16 protein-coding genes and 1 pseudogene are annotated in these 19,573 nt (G+C 54.3%); 14 read left to right on the top strand and 3 right to left on the bottom strand.

Translation table 11 applies throughout. From position 1 onward, the window contains the following. Positions 1–72 precede the first annotated feature (72 nt). From V6582_RS27095 to V6582_RS27080, 4 genes are read left to right on the top strand one after another with little or no spacing between them, the layout of a single operon-like run. On the top strand, positions 73–1,095 hold the full coding sequence (locus V6582_RS27095) for an ABC transporter substrate-binding protein (protein WP_070149708.1): 1,023 nt from the start codon (positions 73–75) through the stop codon (positions 1,093–1,095). Further along, positions 1,095–2,177, top strand: coding sequence for an ABC transporter ATP-binding protein (locus V6582_RS27090; protein WP_070149709.1), 1,083 nt, complete (start codon positions 1,095–1,097; stop codon positions 2,175–2,177). The genes V6582_RS27095 and V6582_RS27090 overlap by 1 nt, the downstream gene beginning before the upstream one ends. Beyond that, on the top strand, positions 2,155–3,057 hold the full coding sequence (locus V6582_RS27085) for an ABC transporter permease (protein WP_070149710.1): 903 nt from the start codon (positions 2,155–2,157) through the stop codon (positions 3,055–3,057). Before V6582_RS27090 ends, V6582_RS27085 begins: the two co-directional genes overlap by 23 nt. Next, a complete protein-coding gene (locus tag V6582_RS27080; protein WP_070149711.1) occupies positions 3,054–3,881 on the top strand; it encodes an ABC transporter permease in 828 nt (275 codons plus the stop codon). Before V6582_RS27085 ends, V6582_RS27080 begins: the two co-directional genes overlap by 4 nt. A 143-nt stretch (positions 3,882–4,024) precedes the next feature. On the opposite strand, the gene V6582_RS27075 is transcribed toward V6582_RS27080, so the two are convergent. Then, positions 4,025–5,386 carry a formimidoylglutamate deiminase gene (locus V6582_RS27075; RefSeq protein ID WP_156634867.1) on the bottom strand — a complete coding sequence of 454 codons (1,362 nt, stop codon included), beginning with the start codon at positions 5,384–5,386 and terminating at the stop codon, positions 4,025–4,027. A gap of 121 nt (positions 5,387–5,507) precedes the next feature. Here V6582_RS27075 and hutI point away from each other — a divergent pair, with 121 nt between their 5' ends. From hutI to V6582_RS27055, 4 genes and pseudogenes are all read left to right on the top strand, one after another. Next, complete coding sequence (gene hutI / locus V6582_RS27070; RefSeq protein ID WP_060718521.1) at positions 5,508–6,755, top strand: imidazolonepropionase; 1,248 nt, start codon at positions 5,508–5,510, stop codon at positions 6,753–6,755. A gap of 73 nt (positions 6,756–6,828) precedes the next feature. Continuing rightward, entirely contained in the window at positions 6,829–7,641 is an 813-nt protein-coding gene (hutG, locus tag V6582_RS27065; protein ID WP_060718520.1) for an N-formylglutamate deformylase, read from the top strand. Between the two features lie 7 nt (positions 7,642–7,648). Then, positions 7,649–9,335, top strand: a pseudogene (hutU, locus tag V6582_RS27060) (urocanate hydratase). Between the two features lie 57 nt (positions 9,336–9,392). Next, positions 9,393–10,136 (top strand): HutD/Ves family protein, encoded by a 744-nt coding sequence (locus tag V6582_RS27055; protein ID WP_060718519.1) that lies wholly within the window; start codon positions 9,393–9,395, stop codon positions 10,134–10,136. Positions 10,137–10,242: 106 nt separating this feature from the next. Here the strand turns inward: V6582_RS27055 and V6582_RS27050 are convergent, their stop codons facing one another. Then, positions 10,243–10,692, bottom strand: a complete 450-nt coding sequence (locus tag V6582_RS27050) for a hypothetical protein (protein WP_060718518.1) — start codon at positions 10,690–10,692, stop codon at positions 10,243–10,245. 145 nt (positions 10,693–10,837) lie between these two features. On the opposite strand from V6582_RS27050, the gene V6582_RS27045 reads away from it, so the two are divergent. Continuing rightward, on the top strand, positions 10,838–11,872 hold the full coding sequence (locus V6582_RS27045; RefSeq protein WP_233741845.1) for a hypothetical protein: 1,035 nt from the start codon (positions 10,838–10,840) through the stop codon (positions 11,870–11,872). 572 nt (positions 11,873–12,444) lie between these two features. On the opposite strand, the gene V6582_RS27040 is transcribed toward V6582_RS27045, so the two are convergent. Then, the gene (locus V6582_RS27040; protein WP_234614366.1) at positions 12,445–12,939 is read right to left on the bottom strand and encodes a RolB family protein; all 495 of its coding nucleotides are present in this window, start codon (positions 12,937–12,939) and stop codon (positions 12,445–12,447) included. Between the two features lie 221 nt (positions 12,940–13,160). Here V6582_RS27040 and tnpA point away from each other — a divergent pair, with 221 nt between their 5' ends. The 5 genes from tnpA to V6582_RS27015 all read left to right on the top strand — a co-directional run bounded on the left by tnpA (position 13,161) and on the right by V6582_RS27015 (position 19,033). After that, positions 13,161–13,613 carry an IS66-like element accessory protein TnpA gene (tnpA, locus tag V6582_RS27035; RefSeq protein ID WP_060718545.1) on the top strand — a complete coding sequence of 151 codons (453 nt, stop codon included), beginning with the start codon at positions 13,161–13,163 and terminating at the stop codon, positions 13,611–13,613. Further along, entirely contained in the window at positions 13,610–13,963 is a 354-nt protein-coding gene (gene tnpB / locus V6582_RS27030; protein ID WP_010975401.1) for an IS66 family insertion sequence element accessory protein TnpB, read from the top strand. The genes tnpA and tnpB overlap by 4 nt, the downstream gene beginning before the upstream one ends. A 62-nt stretch (positions 13,964–14,025) precedes the next feature. Continuing rightward, positions 14,026–15,714, top strand: a complete 1,689-nt coding sequence (gene tnpC / locus V6582_RS27025) for an IS66 family transposase (RefSeq protein WP_060718544.1) — start codon at positions 14,026–14,028, stop codon at positions 15,712–15,714. A gap of 687 nt (positions 15,715–16,401) precedes the next feature. After that, positions 16,402–17,478, top strand: a complete 1,077-nt coding sequence (gene ocs, locus V6582_RS27020; RefSeq protein WP_060718528.1) for a lysopine/octopine dehydrogenase — start codon at positions 16,402–16,404, stop codon at positions 17,476–17,478. A 931-nt stretch (positions 17,479–18,409) separates the two neighbouring features. Further along, entirely contained in the window at positions 18,410–19,033 is a 624-nt protein-coding gene (locus tag V6582_RS27015) for a RolB family protein (RefSeq protein WP_032488313.1), read from the top strand. Positions 19,034–19,573 lie beyond the last annotated feature (540 nt).

Here is a 19,573-nt window from a genome sequence, read left to right as displayed (position 1 = left end):
GGCAAAGATTCCGGCGCGGAGCGGTTTGTCTCGTCTTAGAGCGGGTCGAACTTCAACCAAAGGGGAACTGATATGAAATGGCATTTTGGTAGAGCCATCGCCAGTGGCATGTTGATGGTTGCAGCCTGCGCGTTGAGCTCGGCAGCTCTCGCGCAACAGAAAGAGCTTATCCTTAGCGGCTTCGGCGGCGCCTATGACGAGGCGATGGCCGCGAGTGTCAAGTCCTTCGAGCAGGAAAACGGGGTGAAGGTAGCGATCGTTGCCGGTTCCGGCGCCAGCAACATCGCACGAGTCCGCAACAAGGAAGTGGATGTGATCGTTTCCGATCCGGTCTTCGCCCTCAGGATGGAGGCTGAGAAGGCGTTTGCGCCGCTCGACCCGAAGCTGGTTCCCAACCTCGAAAACATCTATCCGAAGGCAATCTACTCCGATGCGGTCGTTGCTGCGAATTTCGGAGCATATGTCATCGCGTACAATCCCGCCGAAGTTAAGGCCCCAGAATCCTGGTACGATCTCGCAAAGCCGGAATATAAGGGCAGGATCGCGCTGCGTGGATTCCGCCCCGAAAATATCGACCTGATCACCCTCTTCGCAAAGCTGGCCGGCGGCAGTGAGCGCAATCCGGATGCCGGCTTCGCTGAAATGGCGAAAATTGCTCAGAACATCGATGTCTGGGTCGATTCCCATGCCAACCATCTTGAGCTGTACCGCAATGACCAGATTTCCATGAGCATGTGGACCGATGGTCGAATTGCTTGGGCGCGTGACACTGAAGGCCTGAAGATCCAGGGTGCTATCCCGAAAGAAGGCTTCTTCGCGCTCTCATCGACACTCAGTGTCGTTGCTGGACGCCCGAACGCGGATCTCGCCCAGAAGCTGGTGAACGTACTGCTGAGCCCTGAAGCCGGTGTCATCATGGCGCAGAAGCTTGGTTACTTCCCAACAAACAAAGAAGCCAAGCTGCCGCAGGATGTTCAGGCTAAGATTATGATCACGCCGGACAACGTCAATGACCTTCAAAGTGCGGACTGGAAGTACATTGTGTCCGTCTATGATCAATGGCAGCAGCGCTGGGAACGGGAAATTCAACGCTAATGGCTGAAAATTTTGACATTGAGCTTTCGCATTGCCGCAAGGCTTACGGCGACGTCATCGTTCTCGATGACGTTTCTCTCCAGGTCAAGAACGGTGAGTTCATCACCGTTCTTGGTCCCAGCGGCTGCGGCAAGACGACAACGCTGCGCATGATCGGTGGGTTCATCATCCCCGATAGCGGTCGCGTGTCGATCAGAGGCAGAGAAGTAACCCATCTGCCTCCATACAAACGCAACATCGGCGTGGTTTTCCAGAATTACGCCCTGTGGCCCCATATGACGGTCGCGGAGATACTTTCGTTTGGTCTTCGCATCCGCAAACTACCCAGAGAAGAAATTGTTCGTCGTGTAGATCGGGCGCTTGGCATGGTGCAATTGACCGGGTTGAAGGATCGCTATCCGCGCGAATTGAGCGGAGGCCAACAGCAGCGCGTCGCAATGGCGCGCGCCCTTGCCATTGATCCGGAGGTCATCATTCTCGATGAGCCGTTATCCAATCTGGATAGGCGGCTGCGTGAAGAACTCCGCATTGAACTGAAGCGGCTGCAACGGTCTCTTGGCGTGACGATGCTATTCGTCACCCACGACCAGGAAGAAGCGCTCTCGATGTCCGATCAGGTCGTCGTCATGCAATCCGGCAAAATTCAGCAGATAGCAGACCCACGGACCGTATACGAACGACCAGCGAACCGTTTCGTCGCGGGCTTCCTTGGAAGCGCCAATTTCATGAACGGCGAACTGGTGCAGAATACTCAGGAGAGCAAAGCCGAGATCAAGCTTGGCAATGGTGCGATCGTGACCGCGCATGCGCCTGCGGCAAAGCCGACAGGCGAGAAGGTTACCGTCATCGTTCGACCCGAGTGGCTTGTGCTTGAGCGGCAGGGAACCGATCTGACTGCAAACCAGCTCGAAGGCACCGTCAGTGACGTGGTCTATGAGGGATCGGCGATCCGTTACGGTATCCATCTCACGCACAACCCCGAGGCGCCGATCTTCCTTCAGGAGCGATCGAACGCCGATATTTTGAACCCCGGAGATAAGGTCAGGATCAATGTCACCAATGCCGTCATTGCCGCAGACTGACGATCAGGGCGGCCTGCGGGGGCGGGTAGTTGCCTGGGCCGCGCGTGCACCGCTATTCGTGCCGTTCATCTTCGTCATCCTGTTCTTTTTTGTCCCCATGGGCTGGCTTGTCGGAACAAGCATGTCCACGCATGAGGTTGGCAGTGCGCCTGTATTTACCGGCACACTCGAGCATTATGCGCGGTTCTGGACAGATCCCTTCTATCTGGAAACAGCGCTTTGGACGACCGTGAGGCTGTCGGTTGTCTCCACGGTCTTTGCTTTGCTTATCGGCTATGTGCTTGCCTACTATATCGCTGAACTCCCCCCGCATCGCAGAGGTCTTCTTACCAGCATGGTGGTCGTCTCGCTTTCGGTAAACATTGTCATTCGGATTTTCGGCTTGAATGTGCTTCTGATGAGCGGCGGACTTGTCGACAGCGCCCTGACCTTTATCGGCATGCCAAAGGTTCGCATTATGTATACCGAGCTTGGCGTCTTGATCGGCTTGATCCAGATTGCCGTGCCTTACGTTGTTTTGCCCCTTATCGGCGTAATCGCCGCGATCGACCCGGCGCTCAAAGAGGCGGCAGAGAGCGTCGGTGCGAACAAGTACAGGACTTTTTGGGCCGTGACATTTCCGCTCTCGCTGCCGGGAGTGGTTGCGGGCACCCTGATTGCTTTCACGCTAAACGCTGCAGCATTCGCCATCCCGTCCCTGATGGGGGGTGGTCGAGTGAGAATGATGGGGATGATGGCCTACGAACAGGCAACCGTGCAGGGCAATTTTCCCTTCGCCGCCGCGATCGGGATTAGCCTGACAATCCTGAGCATTCTGATTACCGCAATCTATCTGTTCGCCATCAATCGAACATTCCGAACGGCGAGGAGAGCAGCATGAGCACCATCTTAATAGCTCCAGGCAGGAAATTGCGGTTACCGCTTCCTTCGGCACTGGGAATTGGCGCATTTTGTGCATTTGTCTTTGTTATCGCCCCGCTTATCGTGGTCGCGGGCGCAGCCTTGAACGCGGAAGCGATGTTTTTCCCACCGCGACAGTTGACCTTGCACTGGATGACTGCGGCGCTGACCGACGGCAGCTTCGTTAATGGTGCGCTCATCAGTTTTGTCGTCGCATCGGTGGCAGCTTCTGTCTCGACGCTCTTTGCCCTTCCCGTCGCGTTGCAATTGCGAAAAGCCCCGCCGACGGTGGCGAAAATCCTGACCTTGTCGTTCATGGGACCGTTGCTGGTGCCCTCGGTGATCTTCGCCTTGTCCCTTTATTCCGTGATGATCTACGTGTTCGGTGTGACGAATCTGTTCATCCTCATGATTGGCCACGTGATAATCACCATGCCGTATCCGGTTCGTACCATCACGGCGGTTACCGAGCATCTTGATCCTGCGCTGGAGGATGCAGCCAGCAGCGTCGGGGCAAATCCATGGCGGACTTTCGTTTCGGTGACACTGCCCTTGATCAAACCCGGAGTCATTGCCGGCTTCCTGTTTGCGTTCATAACGTCATGGAACGACTTTTCGATCTCCGTGTTTCTCACGCCGCGCGAATTACAGCCGTTGCCCATCAAGATCTACGAATATCTCTTGTACCAATATAGACCGCTGATTGCTGCCGTCTCCACCTGGTCGGTCATTGGCTCGGCAATTGTCGTTCTGATCATCGACCGCCTTGTAGGCCTGAATGTCTTTACCGGCCGGCGCAACTAGATCGACGGATCAACATAACAGACAAAAGGGGCGCTCGACGCCCCTTTTGCAGTTGATGCTGCCAAGGGGTTATGTTCTGGACGCTGGCCAAATATCCTCGCAGCGTTACCGGAAGTGTTTCCGGCGCTCGCACTTGCAGCCCGCTATCGACGAAGCAACTTATGCATCGTGGCGAGGAAGCGGCGATTGATTTCGTCGCGAGCGACATGGTGTCCCGCAACGACTTGTCTGCGGCCGCGAGCCCAGACGCTGTCGATCGTCACCTCGTCGGCAAATATCCAGTGGTCCAGAATTTCATCTCTCTCAAGGAAGGGGACGGCACTGACATCGAGCGACAGCAGATCCGCAGAGTTGCCGGACTCGATGCCAATTTCCGATCCCAAAGCCACAGCGCCACCGCGGCGTGCTGACTCAAGAAGGTGACGGCCTGTGAATTCGTTCGGCGCCGCCAGTACGTTTCTCATCTGACGTCCCAGCCTCTGCGAATATTCGAGTTGCCGCAATTCACCGGCGAGGGAGATCAGGATGTTCGAGTCCGATCCGATACCGATCCTGCCTCCCTCCTCAACGAATGCATGGCCGGGAAATATGCCATCCCCGAGATTGGCCTCGGTTATCGGGCAAAGACCCGCAACCGCACCACTACGCGCAACTCTACACGTTTCGGTTTCGGTCATATGGGTCGCATGAATGAGGCACCAGCGCTGGTCGACCGGCGCATTGTCCAGCAACCATTCGACCGGGCGGGCGGAGGACCAGGCGAGACAATCTGTGACCTCCTTCATTTGCTCGGCAATGTGAATGTGGATCGGCCCTCTGGCCCACCTTTCAGTGATCTGAAGCAACTCTTGCGGCGTGACGGCTCTCAGGCTGTGGGGCGCCACGCCGAGTTCGGCGCCAGCAATTTTCCCGACTAGCGATTGGCACTCGCTCATCAGTTGGTCGTAACTGTCGAGCGAGTTGATGAACCGCCGTTGCCCCTCGACCGGAGCAAGGCCACCAAACCCCGAGTGAGCGTAAAAGACCGGCAGTAATGTCAGACTTATTCCTGTGGCGCTGGCCGCCGCGATAATGCGTTCCGCCATCTCGGCAATATTTGAGTAGTGGCTGCCATCTGGGCTGTGATGCAGGTAGTGAAACTCACCGACACGGCTGTAGCCAGCTTCAAGCATCTCCATGTATAGCTGCGAAGCGACGGCCTCGACATCATCGGGGCTCATTGTCAAAGCGAACCGGTACATCACATTTCGCCAGCTCCAAAAGCTGTCATCGGTTGGTCCGCGTGTTTCGGCCAAGCCTGCCATGGCGCGCTGAAAGGCATGGCTATGAAGATTGCCCATCGCGGGCAAGATGAGGTTGTGGCGCTCGTCGGCCGGCGTTGCCGCCGTACCTGTTTCGACGGACGCGATAAAGCCGCCCTCGATCCGCAGCAGAACGTTCTTATGCCAACCGGTGGGCAAAAGGGCGCTCTTCGCAAATAGTGTGGTTCGATCCAACTCTCCCATAATCTCTTCTCCGAGCTTGATGCGATCGCCAAAACGATCAACTTGGTTCTTGCAATTTACGCCATTGGTATATACAAAATACAGATAAGGAAAGACAAATCCAATTGATGGGGGGATCGCGATGTCTGAGGCAAAACCCACATCCGATGAGGAGATCGTCATCTGGAGGAATGCGCGACTGGCAACCGTCGCGGAGGGAACGGATGGCCTTGGCGTCATCGACGGTGGCGTAGTCATCGTCAAAGGCGAGCAGATTTCTTATGTCGGCACAGACAATGATCTCCCCTCCTCCCTGACAAAGGGAGCGATCGAGGTTGATTTGGGAGGTCGGTGGGTAACGCCCGCCCTGATCGACTGCCATACACATCTGGTTTTCGGCGGCGACAGGGCGTTGGAATTCGAGATGAGGCTTTCGGGCGCAACCTATGAAGAGATTGCGAGAGCCGGCGGCGGCATTGTCTCCTCTGTCAAGGCGACTAACGCGCTTTCGGAGGACGAATTGGTTCTTCAGGCACTTCCCCGATTGGACGCTCTCCTCTCCGAAGGAGTCGGCACCGTGGAGATCAAGTCGGGCTACGGCCTTAATGTCGCAACGGAATTGAAGATGCTTCGAGCTGCGAGGCGGCTCGCGGCGTTACGCCCTGTGCGGATCGTAACGAGCTATCTGGCAGCGCACGCGACGCCGGAAGCTTATCGTGGTAACAACGGTGGGTACATCGAAGATGTTGTTATTCCTGGCCTCGAGGCAGCCAGACGAGAAGGGCTGATTGATGCTGTCGACGGTTTCTGTGAGGGTATTGCCTTTTCTCCTGACGAAATGTCTCGGGTTTTCGACGCTGCCAAAAGGCATGGATTGCCTATCAAATTGCATGCCGAGCAGTTGAGCAATCTCGGTGGAGCAAAACTCGCGGCTTCTCGCGGGGCGCTTTCGGCAGACCATCTAGAATATCTCGATGAACATGGCGCCAGGGCTTTGGCTGCGTCTGGGACCGTTGCCGTCCTCCTGCCCGGAGCTTTCTACACCCTGCGGGAAAAGCGGCTACCACCGGTTCAGGCGCTGAGGGACGCAGGTGCCAGCATCGCCATCGCGACAGATTGCAATCCAGGAACCTCGCCTCTGACGTCCATGCTGCTGGCCATGAACATGTCGGCCACGCTTTTCGGATTGAGTGTCGACGAATGCGTTGCTGGGGCGACCCGGGAAGCTGCGCGTGCACTCGGCTTGGTCACGACCACAGGCACGCTTGAAGTTGGTAAATCCGCCGATTTCGCTGTGTGGAATATCGGGCGACCGGCCGAACTCGTTTATCGCATCGGGTTCAATCCGCTGCATGCCCGAATATTCAAAGGCCGCAGATTGCGGCCCTGAAATCAAAAACCATGACTACTCGTGCGTCGCGATCAGCACCCCACGAGTCGTCTTTTGCAATAGAGAGCAATCGATGAGCGTTTTTGAAGTCCAACAAGGTACTTCCCCCATCATTCTTGGTATGCCGCATACCGGAACTGATGTTCCAGGTGATATATGGCACAAACTGAACGACAATGGTCGACGGCTTGCTGACACCGATTGGCATATACATAATCTGTACGATGGCTTGCTGGAAAACGCTACTGTCGTTCGAGCAACCTTCCATCGCTACGTCATCGACGCTAATCGCGATCCGGCTGGGACGTCCTTATACCCAGGCCAGAATACGACCGGACTCGTTCCGACGACAGATTTCGACGGCAATCCTATCTGGACTATCGGCGCCGAGCCTAGCGCCGAGGATGTGGCCGCACGTGTCGCCAGCTTCCACGAACCTTATCACGCCGCTCTGCTGGCGGAGATAAAACGGATCAAGGCGATCCATGGTATCGCCATCATCTATGACTGCCACTCAATCCGATCACATATCCCCTTTCTGTTCGAAGGCAGGCTTCCGGATTTCAACATCGGTACTGACGGAGGTGTGACCTGCGATCCGCGGATCGAAGAGGCCACAGTGGACGTCGTTGCGTCGGCCAAAGGCTTTAGTGGCAACCTCAACGGCCGCTTCAAGGGCGGGTGGACGACGCGCCACTATGGCAGGCCGGAGACGGGCGTGCATGCGATCCAGATGGAGCTTGCCCAGTCGACGCATCTCCAGACCGAAGCGGCGCCCTTCGCCTACGACCCGGCGAAGGCAGAACGCCTTCGTGTCCATCTGAATGAAATACTGACGCGCCTGGAGCGCGTTGCAGCTGATCTCAAGAACGAAGCGAGGAGCTAAAAACTAGATGACCAACCCACGCCATAACATCCGCGAAATCCGCGCGCCGCGCGGCCCGGAGCTCAACGCCAAGAGCTGGATGACCGAAGCGCCGCTCAGGATGCTGATGAACAATCTTGATCCGGATGTCGCGGAAAACCCAAACGAACTGGTCGTCTATGGCGGCATCGGCCGCGCCGCCCGCACCTGGGAGGATTTCGACCGTATCGCCGCGACGTTGAAGACGCTCACCGAGGAAGAGACGCTGCTGGTGCAGTCCGGCAAGCCGGTCGGCGTGTTCCGCACCCACAAGGATGCGCCGCGCGTGCTCATCGCCAATTCCAACCTCGTGCCGCATTGGGCGACCTGGGATCACTTCAACGAGCTGGATAAGAAGGGTCTCGCCATGTACGGCCAGATGACCGCCGGTTCGTGGATCTATATCGGCACGCAGGGCATTGTGCAGGGCACTTATGAAACCTTCGTAGAAGCTGGCCGTCAGCATTATAACGGCAGCCTCAAGGGCAAGTGGATCCTGACCGGCGGGCTCGGCGGCATGGGCGGCGCGCAGCCGCTGGCGGCCGTCATGGCCGGCGCCTGCTGCCTTGCCGTCGAAAGCGACGAGACCCGCATCGATTTCCGCCTGCGCACCCGCTATGTCGACGAGAAGGCGACGACGCTCGACGAAGCGCTCGCGATGATCGACCGCTGGACCAAGGCCGGAGAAGCGAAGTCGGTGGGCCTGCTCGGCAATGCCGCCGAAATCTTCCCGGAACTGGTCAAGCGCATGAAGGCCGGGCGGCCCACGCCCCGACATCGTCACCGACCAGACCTCCGCGCATGATCCGCTCAACGGCTATCTGCCGCTCGGCTGGACAGTCGCCGAAGCCAAGGCGAAGCGCGAGAGCGATCCGAAGGCTGTGGAAGCCGCAGCTCGCGCCTCGATGAAGGTGCATGTCGAAGCCATGGTCGCCTTCTGGGACGCCGGCGTGCCGACGCTCGACTATGGCAACAATATCCGCCAGGTTGCCAAGGACGAGGGCCTGGAAAATGCCTTCGCCTTCCCCGGCTTCGTGCCGGCCTATATCCTACCGCTGTTCTGCCGCGGCATCGGCCCCTTCCGCTGGGCGGCACTGTCGGGCGATCCGGAGGATATCTACAAGACCGACGCCAAGGTGAAGGAACTCACCCCCGGCAACACCCATCTGCACAACTGGCTGGACATGGCGCGCGAGCGCATCGCCTTCCAGGGCCTGCCGGCGCGCATTTGCTGGGTCGGCCTTGGCGACCGCGAACGTCTCGGCCTTGCCTTCAACGAAATGGTCAAGAACGGCGAGCTGAAGGCTCCCGTCGTCATCGGCCGCGACCACCTCGATTCCGGCTCCGTCGCCTCGCCGAACCGCGAGACGGAAGCGATGAAGGACGGATCGGACGCCGTTTCCGACTGGCCGCTCTTGAACGCGCTGCTCAACACCGCGTCCGGCGCCACCTGGGTGTCGCTGCATCACGGCGGCGGTGTCGGCATGGGCTTCTCGCAGCACTCCGGCATGGTTATTTGCGCCGACGGCACCGACGACGCGGCACGCCGCATCGAGCGCGTGCTGTGGAACGACCCGGCGACAGGCGTTATGCGCCACGCCGATGCGGGCTACGACATCGCCATCGATTGCGCCAAGGAGAAGGGGTTGCGGTTGCCTGGGATTCTTGGAAATTGAAGGCCGCCAGCGGGGAGGTCGCCAACCCCGGCCCTCCGCGAAGCCAGGAGATGCAGCATGCAAATTGTCCGAAAGAGCGACTTTTGTTCCATGCCATGGAAGAATGGCGGCGGTGAGACGCTGGAGGTTGCCGTCCATCCTTCAGAAGCCTCAGTAAACGATTTCGATTGGCGTGTCAGCATCGCTAAAGTGGCGTCTGATGGCCCCTTCTCTATTTTTCCGGAGATCGAGCGGACACTCAGCGTGCTTGATGGTGACGGTATCGAGTTTGCATCCAAAACGGGATCAACTAGAACACTACAACGCGGCAGTGAACCGTTTTCTTTTCCTGCGGATCAACCAATTGATGCTCGCCTTTTGAATGGGCCGATCACTGACCTGAATGTAATGAGCAGAAGAGGGCGCTTTACGCACCGAGTGCAACGCCGCGTCATCGACAATACTGTTTCGATCCCGGCATGCGTAGGCGCCACTTTGATCATTGGCAACTCATCGTGGGTTGTCCTTCAACCAAAGGCCGAAATGCAACCTTTCGATCTCGTCATATTGACAGGCAGCGAAATTAAAGTGCGGCCGCATAATCGGTTCGCGGTTATTTTCGTTGTCGACTTCATCCCTGTTACGAATGACTCACGACGGGGTCCCGGTAGGGGCGATGGCGCAACCATCGTCGTCCCTACCGGGATCACTCACGGCGCTCTCACGAAAAGAGCTCCACAAAGCCGATCAATGATGAAACAGGCGTCCCCTCATGCGCCATCAGGCAATGGGTTGAAGATAACGCAGCATGATAACACGTAAAAAAGCGGGCAAATCGGTCGGGCTCTCCAAGCGGATCGCTTGTCTTCTAAACATCCGGAAAGCGGGCCTCTCACTGCCAACTACGGGCCGGTCGGCATCAAGGCGGTCATCGCAGCTTGCCTTGCCGCGAAGACAACGGAAAGCTGCTCTTCAATGTGGCATAAGGCAAGCAATTCCCGACCATCGTCCGCTCTGGAACGAACAGGGCAGCATGGGGAGCGATCTCCTCGCCCGGCTTTCCTGGATACAGGAGCCTGAAGCGTCTTATTCTGAGCGATAACGCAACAACAATTCGGATTTGAAGATCGGATGACTTCGTTTCTACGACCCTGAAGAATATCGCGCACTCCACCTCCGTGATCAAATAGCTCACGTCTAATCGTAATTTACCAACGCCATCGTCCATCTTATTTGAACTTTTGAACTTTTGAACTTTTGAACTTTTGAACTTTTGAACTTTTGAACTTTTGAACTTTTGAACTTTTGAAGTTGACTCTATAATATATCCTGTCAACGCCGTACTTGTGGATTTTTCGTGGACTAATAACTGAGTCATTTCCTTTCACCGCTATATTTGACGAATATAGAAACTTTCCATCTCCTCAAATAAATAATTTTTTCACGCCGGTCCCATCCAACGTCCACACCACATCGATCTCTACTAAAGGAGCAACCTCCGCTTTTCCTTGAGCTCGCAATTATTGAACGAAGCAACAAGTCCCCAATCACCTCTTCCCAAATTGAAATTTGGCCGGCTCCATTTTTCCGTCAACTTTATGGCCAATGTACCATATGCGAATCTCTCTGCGGTTTTAACCGCCATAAAGGGGAAAACGACGGCTATCGAGAGCACCGAGCCGAAGGAACTTCACGATATCCGCACCGGGACCTTCGCGGTCGGCACAAACAACCAGTACTTCACCAACCTGGACTTCGTGAACGGCATGCTTCGCGACCAGTCGATGTACACATGGTACCCCCTCCTGCTCACGTTCCAGGACGAGCGCTTCACCCTCGAGCAGTGCTGCGCACTGGTTCATCGCTTTGATTACGCATACAGCAACTACCTGCGTTATAGCGGCCTACAGGAAATGGGCGCCTTCGCCGAAGCGATCACGAAGCACCTGCCGACAACTTCCAGCCGCGAGGAAGCGGTTGAGGCGGTCAAGGCGTTCCTCGGATATCTCAACCGACTGGCTGCCTGGTCCTTCCACTATTTCCCCTGGAGCATCGGCAAGCATCTCACCTACGAGACCCCCGAAGGTTCTATCGCGGCACTGGCCGATCTCTCGCGGCGCGTTAAGATCAACGAAGGCCAGAAGGTACGCCTCACATGGCAGCCACTCGGCATAAGCGTCATTGCCTATCTTGCTACGAAGGAAAACCCGGAACTCTGCAATGACCTCATCGAGGCTTTGCCGTTCACCGTCGTTCAGGACCACGCTGTTGTCAGCGGTGAATCCATGTACGCCTGGGCTCCCGTGGTCAGCACTTCGCCGGTTCATGTGAAGGAACGTCAGTGTGACGCTCCGGTCGGCCGTATCCGCTATTCGCAGGGCACCGGCAACAAGGTCATCGTGCAATACGGCGAAGTAACCGAAGACATCGCAACGCCGGTGCTCGGTGAGATCCTGCCGCAATACGCCGAAGACCTCGCCAAAGTTGGCCAGGCCGTCCTAGAAAGCACCTTCGAGACAAAAGCCGTTATCACCTTCACAGCAGAAATTCTCGAATAGAAGCGGAACCCAGCCCTGATAAAATTGCAATACTGTATTCTAATATCCGGATACTATGATTTTCCGTCCACCTTTACATTTTCTGTATTTTTGCTTTATTTAATAAAACGACGCCCGTGATTATTGTCGAATAATTTCGTCCTTCGATGCATACAGACATCGCCCATAACTTTTAGTTGCGTGGTTGTTAATGGTTACCTTGCAATAAATTTCAGTCTTCAGTAATAAGAAAAATCGCAATTTGACACCTATTAGAATAATGATTTCGACGGCTATCGATGGGCATTTAAACAGGCCATGATATCAAGTGTTAAATTACTAAAATATTTTGGATATTTTGCGGTTTCTTTCGTCGGGGGGAAATTCCATATTTTGTGACAAACACCTCGCAAATCAGGCAACGCAATAATAAAATGACAATCCATTGGAACTTAGGGCATAGAAGTACTTTTTATCTATTTTTTACAAAAAAGCGTTGATAGGACTATTAATACATCACGACATCCAGATTAATTTGAAACAAACACCGTTTTCATTACAGAATTATTAAAGTAGAAAATTCGAACTAGCCATCAGTCATCTGGATCCGGAGGATCAAGAGCAGCCTCAGGAAGAAAAGATGAGCGACCCACAGCAATTAGATCGTAGGGTAGCAGCTCACCAGCGTGCTGAACGTTCCTTTTCCACACCGCCTTGGTAACGCCAGGTCCGTCCTGGATGGCCCCGACCTCCTCAAACTCGTTGCTGGCCTGTATCATCAAAAAGTATGAGCAAGACAGTTCATTTGCAGCGTAGTTAATCACACCGTCGCCGCAGAAAGCCTGCAACTGTTCTCTCACTTGCCGGTAGGTATAACTCTCAGAGTGCGGCTCCAGTGCTGTAGCAAGCACTCCATCGCCCGCGTTTGGAACAAGAACGTTCTTCTCTCGGCATTTTTTGTAATTCTCTTCATCTAGGTAAACATAGAGAAAATCTCCTTTAGGATCTACGATTTCGCCAGACGGAGCACGCAGGGCGGCTTGGAACTGCCGCCGATAAGCTTTTCCTATCTTACGAAGATCACCCACTAGTTTATTATCTTCGCCATGAGTAAAGCCTGGAACAAACCAACCCCTTCGAGCCATTTGCATTTGGCGATACGGGAGCCAATCGGCACAAGTAAACCTATAACAAACCAATCGAAAATTTGCCGCAACTTTGTAAGCGCGGTCTCCGCCCCATTGGATTGGGTGTATTTTGAGGCTTGCTGCGTATGCGAGAAGGTTTCCAGTTTTATCTGGAGATTTGCATGGCAGATGATGGATTTGTTGGTCGCTACGAAGTTGTCGAGCCGCGCCGCGGTAACCGGCGTTGGCCGGATGATGTGAAGGCGCGGATCGTGGCGGAAAGCTTTGAGCCTGGTGTTCGTGTTGTGGATGTCGCGCGCCGTCACGGCGTTATAGCAAACCAGCTTTCCGATTGGCGACGTCAAGTGCGTGACGGCATTCTGGTGCTGCCGTTTGCGGCGGCAACGACGCCGTCGGAGCACGATGGTGTCGAGCCGTCATTTGTTCCTCTGGCAATCGCTGCGGAGCCGCCTGAGCCTGTCAATCGTTTGCCGCTGCCGAAGCTGGCCTCCGACGGGCCGAGTGTGCAGGTTTTGACGTTGGAGATTGGCTCAGACGTTGTGATGCGGGTTCCTAATAATGTGCCCGTTGAACGGGTCGCCGCTCTGGTTCACGCTGTGCGAGGAGCGTCATGATCGTCGCGGGCCAACGACTGCCGATCCTGATCGCAACCCGTCCGGTTGACTTCCGCTGTGGGCATCAGGCGCTGGCTTTGATGGTGCAGACCGAGTTGAAGCTGGACCCGCATTCCGGGGTGACGGTGATCTTCCGGTCGAAGCGCGGGGATCGTCTGAAGATCCTGGTGTGGGATGGCACAGGAATGGTGCTAACTTACAAAATTCTTGAACATGGAAGCTTTGCCTGGCCCAAGGTTCAGGATGGGACGATGCGTCTTTCCAGGGGTCAATATGAGGCTTTGTTCGAAGGTCTTGACTGGCGGCGGGTGATGGCGCAACGGGTGACCGCGCCGTCGGCGGCAGGATGATTGTTCGGCCGTCTTTCTATTGTTTTATTTGGATTTTTTGAGCTGCTTTGCTATAAAGCGGCATGTCGCAACCTATTGATCTCAGCCTGTTTCCGGACCTTCCGCCAGAGGTAGTCAAAGCCTTTGCGGCGATGCAGTTCGAACTGTCGGTCGAGCGTGCGGCACGCCAGCATGAGCAGGCGGTCGTTGCCGAAAAGGACGCGTTCATCACTGAGCTGAAGGAACTGATCGAGAAGCTTGAGGGGCAGGTTCACGACTACAGGCGCACGAAGTTCGGGCCAAAATCGGAAAAGCTCGATCCGGCGCAGATGGAACTGGCACTGGAAGACCTTGAAACGGCGATTGCCGAAACACAGGCGCGGATCGCCGCCGTCGAGAAGAAGATCGAAGCCAGCGCAGATGATCCCGAAAAGGCTGGCAATTCTGGAGAGGTTGGCGATCCGGACAAGGCCGTTTCTCGCAAGGAGCGCAAGGCCCGTGCACTGCCCGAACACCTGCCGCGGGTCGAGCGCGTGATCGAGCCCGATAGCATCGTTTGTCCCTGCGGTTGCGGCAACATGGTCCGGATCGGCGAGGACCGGACGGAACGGCTCGACCGGATCCCGGCGCGCTACGAGGTGATCGTCACGATCCGCCCGAAATACGCATGCCCCAAGGGTCGAACCGGCGTCGTCCAGGCCAGAGCGCCGGCGCATCTTCTGGAAGGGAGCTGGCCGACGGAGGCCCTTCTGGCGGAGATTGCCGTCTCCAAGCATTCCGAACACATGCCCCTCAACCGTCAGGCCGAGGTCATGGCGCGACACGGCGTGCCAATCGACCGCACGGTGCTGGCCGATTGGATGGGGCGCACGGGTAGCGAAATCGCACCGGTGGTCGACCACATGGCCAAACGGCTGCTGTGGGAAAGCACGCGCCTCTATGTCGACGAAACGACCGCCCCGGTGCTGGATCCTGGGCGAGGCAAGACAAAGACCGGCTATCTCTGGGCCGTGCTGCGTGACGACCGCGGCTGGAATGGTTCTGCTCCGTCAGGTGTGGTGTTCCATTATCGGCCCGGGCGTAAAGGAGAATATGCCGCTGAGATCCTTGACGGGTTCAACGGCACAATCCAAGTGGATGCCTACGGCGGTTACTCTCATCTCGCTACGTCCGATCGTATCGGCGGCGCTCCGCTGAAGTTGGCTTTCTGTTGGGCACACGGGCGCAGAAAGCTGATCAAGGCCACGCCAAAGAGCGGATCGCCCATCGTCGACGAGGCGTTGGTGCGGATCGCCGCGCTCTACAAGATCGAAGACAGTATCCGAGGCTCAGACCCCGAACATCGCCGGGCAGTTCGACAGGACCTGTCCCTCCCGCTGGTGGAGGAGTTCTTCACCTGGCTGGCAGCCCAGGCCGCGCGCGTCTCACGCAAATCTGACCTCGGAAAAGCCCTGGCCTATATGCTGACGCGACAGGACGGATTCCGGCTGTTCCTGGACGATGGCCATGTCGATATCGACTCCAACCTGGTGGAAAACGCGATCCGCCGCCCGGCCATGAACCGCCGCAATGCGCTCTTTGCGGGGCACGATGAAGGGGGCCGCAATTGGGCTCGGTTTGCCAGTCTTATCGGCACTTGCAAAATGAACGGCGTTGAACCTTACGCCTATCTTTGCGACCTCTTCACCCGCCTCGCAAACGGCCACCTCGTGAAAGACATCGATGCCCTGATGCCTTGGGCCTATGCCACCCGCATCAAGGCCTCACAATGAGCTCGTCAGATACTCATCGGTGAGCTCACATCCGGCCCCCAGGCAAAACTATCAAGCCGCTGCAACTGAAAAATCAATGGGGCGTGGACGCCGCATACAATTTATCGACAATCCATTCGAGCGTGGGGGATGCGGATGAAAGTTCAGTGGCACGTCACACTTGGAATCGCTTCTACAAAACTCACAGAAACAATCAAACAAACATACACAGCGATTTATTCACACGAACCCGAATTACAACGGTATATATCCTGTCAGCCAGCACCAAAACATCAAAAAATAGTCCGTAATGCCATGAAACTTAAGCCTTCGCAATTGAGGTCTACGAGCCTAATTCGCCCTCAGCCGAACCATATCACTCTCGGGTGCGACGCACCCATAGTACGTTGAGGTGGAAATTAATGATCCGTATTGAGACCTACACGCCTACACCTGACTGTATGCTCAAAGGTCCACCAAAAACGTAAGCGCTTACGTATATGGTCCACAAGAAAAGGCAATTTGCAGATATAAACATCCAACGTCGCTTTCATGGATCGTTTTTCCAAATTTCGACAACCCATCCACATCGATGATGGGCAGAGAAGTCATGGGATTGTCGTAAGTCAATACTTGTCCATTCATTAATCTATTTAAAGGTGCGGGCTAAGTGATGATCACCAAACGGTTCAATTTAGAATCTACCAAATGGCTAAAGTGGCAATTTTGGGTGCCGGGAACTTAGCTCTCACTCTTGCAGGTGATCTCGCCCGGAGGCTCGGCCAGACACCCTCGATCTGGGCGCCAATCTCTAACAGGAGCAGCTTCAATGATGTGAGGTGCCTTGGCTCCTTGGAGCTAGTAGGGCCGGACTACGGAGGCGACTTCCAGCCGCGATTGGAGGATGATCTTGGAACCGCGATTTCGGGCGCGGCGTTCATTTTTCTTACGGTTCCAACCCTAGGCCAGCAAGGGATTCTGCGCGAGTTGGCGAAGTTCAATCTGAGCAACTCAGTGCTCGTGGCCTTGCCCGGTAGCGCAACGTCTCTGGCTTGCAAGCAAACTCTAGTTCCAACTTTCGCGCCGATCGCAGTCATCGAATCAACAACGTCTCCTTATGCATGCCGCCGTGTCAAGGCACGTGTGCTAATGCTCGGTGTGAAGGCAACGTTCGAAGTTGCGACAACTCAGCCTTTGAGCGAGGAGGTTAAGGGGCGCTTCGAGGTTCTCTTTCCAAATCCGCCTCAGTGGTATCAACATCCCGCGTCGATATTTTTTTCAAATACCAACCCTGTTGCTCATCCTGCTGGAATTCTAGCTGCAAGAGATTCCATCGAGCAAGGGATATTGCCGGTCCCAAAATTCTACCGGCAGTTTGTCCCACAAGCCATCACGCGTGTTATCGCAATAGACGAGGAACGTCTTTCGATTGTTGATGCGCTTGGACTCGAGTCCGAGACGGATTTCTCATATTCCAAAAAATGGTATGGTGGGCATGCCTGCAACGCAAGAGAATTCTATGAGACCTACGAAGGCTATGCTGAAATCGAAACTCCCAAGACCATGAACCATCGCTACCTTACTGAGGATGTGAAGCACATTCTGGTGCTCTGGGTTGAGATAGCTGAAGCGATCGGTGTGCAAGTTCCAGAAATGAAATCTGTAGTGCAGGAGGCAAGCGACGTGCTGAACGAGAACCTTCTTCGCACTGGTAGGGGGCTATCGTCCCTCAACCTAGGAGGCGCAAACGCGAATGCCATCGTCAGGGCTCTCAACGGGGTTTGAATCAAAACTCCGAGCTGCTTTAATGTAATATGCGAGACGCCTATGAGCGCACGATCTATGCTTTCACTTCTGTTGTGTACGTTTGAATAAACCTGAGCATGTATTTAGTGTAGCTCAGATCCTTACCGCTTGTTTCGGTTCATGCTAATGTATAATTCACCCCGTACCTCTTACGCAAATTAAGTATAATGTTCATCAATCGTATTTTTATTAACAGATAATCTTTGGTCAATTTATTGATTAGATATTAATAATTATATATACAATATTAACATCAAATAAATATATGGGTTTTAATATGTTAATAACGAATATTTATGTATGGCGCTACAATAACAAACCATTACGTTTTATTCTTACAAAATCCAAGCTTATAAACCAGCAGAACAGGTCAAACCTAAGAGACTGATTACAAAAATCTTATTCAAATGTCAAAAAGTGCCCCAGGGGGCTAGTATCTACCACACACCGAACAGCGAACCAACCACGCTCACTGAAGGGAACTCCAGTTCCCCGCCGGCGCGCATGGGTGAGATACCCCTGAAGTTGAGCAACATTGGCCGTTCGCTCTATCGAAAGTTACGGGCAACATTCAACCCGGTCCAGCGCGATGGCGGGGTAACCGATTTGCTGCCCCGAGAATTATGCAGCAGTTTTTCGGTGCGGGCCCACAAATGTGGTGCAGGTCAAAGCTTGACAAGTGACGACAAATAGTTAGGCGGGCCTAGAGGGACTTTTGCGACAGCGTGTCGTGGCTCAGCTGAAAATTCAAACACACTAATTAATGCTGTCAAATCCGCTGTGTATTCACATGGCATCAAATGGTCACCAATGACGTCATGGGCTTCCTTTTCTCCAGTATAAAACAAATGGCTCAGGCCTATCTGCGGCAGATATTTTGAAGTAAATACAAAGCTATCACTCTCTTAAGATGACGGTAGCCAATTGGCAGGTTCGAGATTTCACACGCATCCTGAACGCCGGCGAGCTCCAGGGCCGCTTGGAACAGGCGCGAACCGATTTCGGCGCTTTACTGGCCGAAATTGTTTACTTCCACCCTCCGGGGGCTACGCCTGAGGAGGGTGATGATGAGTACATCCTCACTGGTCAAGGGCTGGTTTATGTTTACCTTAGTGAACAAACTGCTCGCCAATGCGCCTTAAATCGGCTCCTACCGTCCAACTCCTCCAACTTTGGAACAGTGGTAACTGCAATACCGCCATGGTTGATGGATACACAAACGCTGAATCTCACTCTTCAGGAGCGGTGCGATCAAGGTGGGATCGTCAACTACTATCATGGCTCGCGTACGAATGAGTTCTTTTTAGCGATCATGCTGAGCAACTGCTTTGTTCGGTTTGGAACCGACGAGATCAACGGTGCAAGCTACGGATTCTATGCCCGGCGCGGAAATTACACCGAGGAAGGAGAAGATGACGACAATGAGATTGGCGATGAAGGCGAAGCTGGTGGAGCCGAAATAAGAGATTACCAGTTCGGAGACCTTGTCAATTATCCAATCGTTGCCCTAGGGTCAAGCCGTCTTTCGGCATAGTTCGCGTCGGCAGCAGCTAGTAAAGTCGGATAATCTATGAGAGCGGCCCATGGATCTTTGTTATTTTCACGTTTCCAATATCATCTAGTAACGAAATAAAAAAATTCCTTCTCGTCTAAAATTAGAGAACTTTTTCGGCAAACGCCATCACCCAACATGGGTGTTGCTCACAGTGCTCGAAGCTAGATTAGGAGCAAGCTACACGGCATTCTATTTCAAACCGCACCAATCGATTCTACGCTGCATTGTTTTGATAAACAACTTAACGATATTAATCTTGAACAAGAAAGAGGTATATATCTACGCTTACCAGCTAAAATTGAATATATTATGAGAGTTTCAAGTGCCAAACCAATAATTTAGAAAATAATACTAAATTTAAAAGTTTTAACAGATATTTGCTGAAATAATAATGAATTTTACAAGAACATCTTGTATCGCACAACTAAAATTACATAGATTTCGAAACACGACAACTTAAAACTACACAGAACTATCTGACTCCACGTCATCAAGAGCAGCTACCACAGACAGTAAAGG

The organism is Agrobacterium vitis, from assembly GCF_037039395.1.
GTDB classification, from domain to species: Bacteria; Pseudomonadota; Alphaproteobacteria; order Rhizobiales; family Rhizobiaceae; genus Allorhizobium; species Allorhizobium vitis_E.
This window is presented reverse-complemented; position numbering and strand designations above follow the sequence as displayed.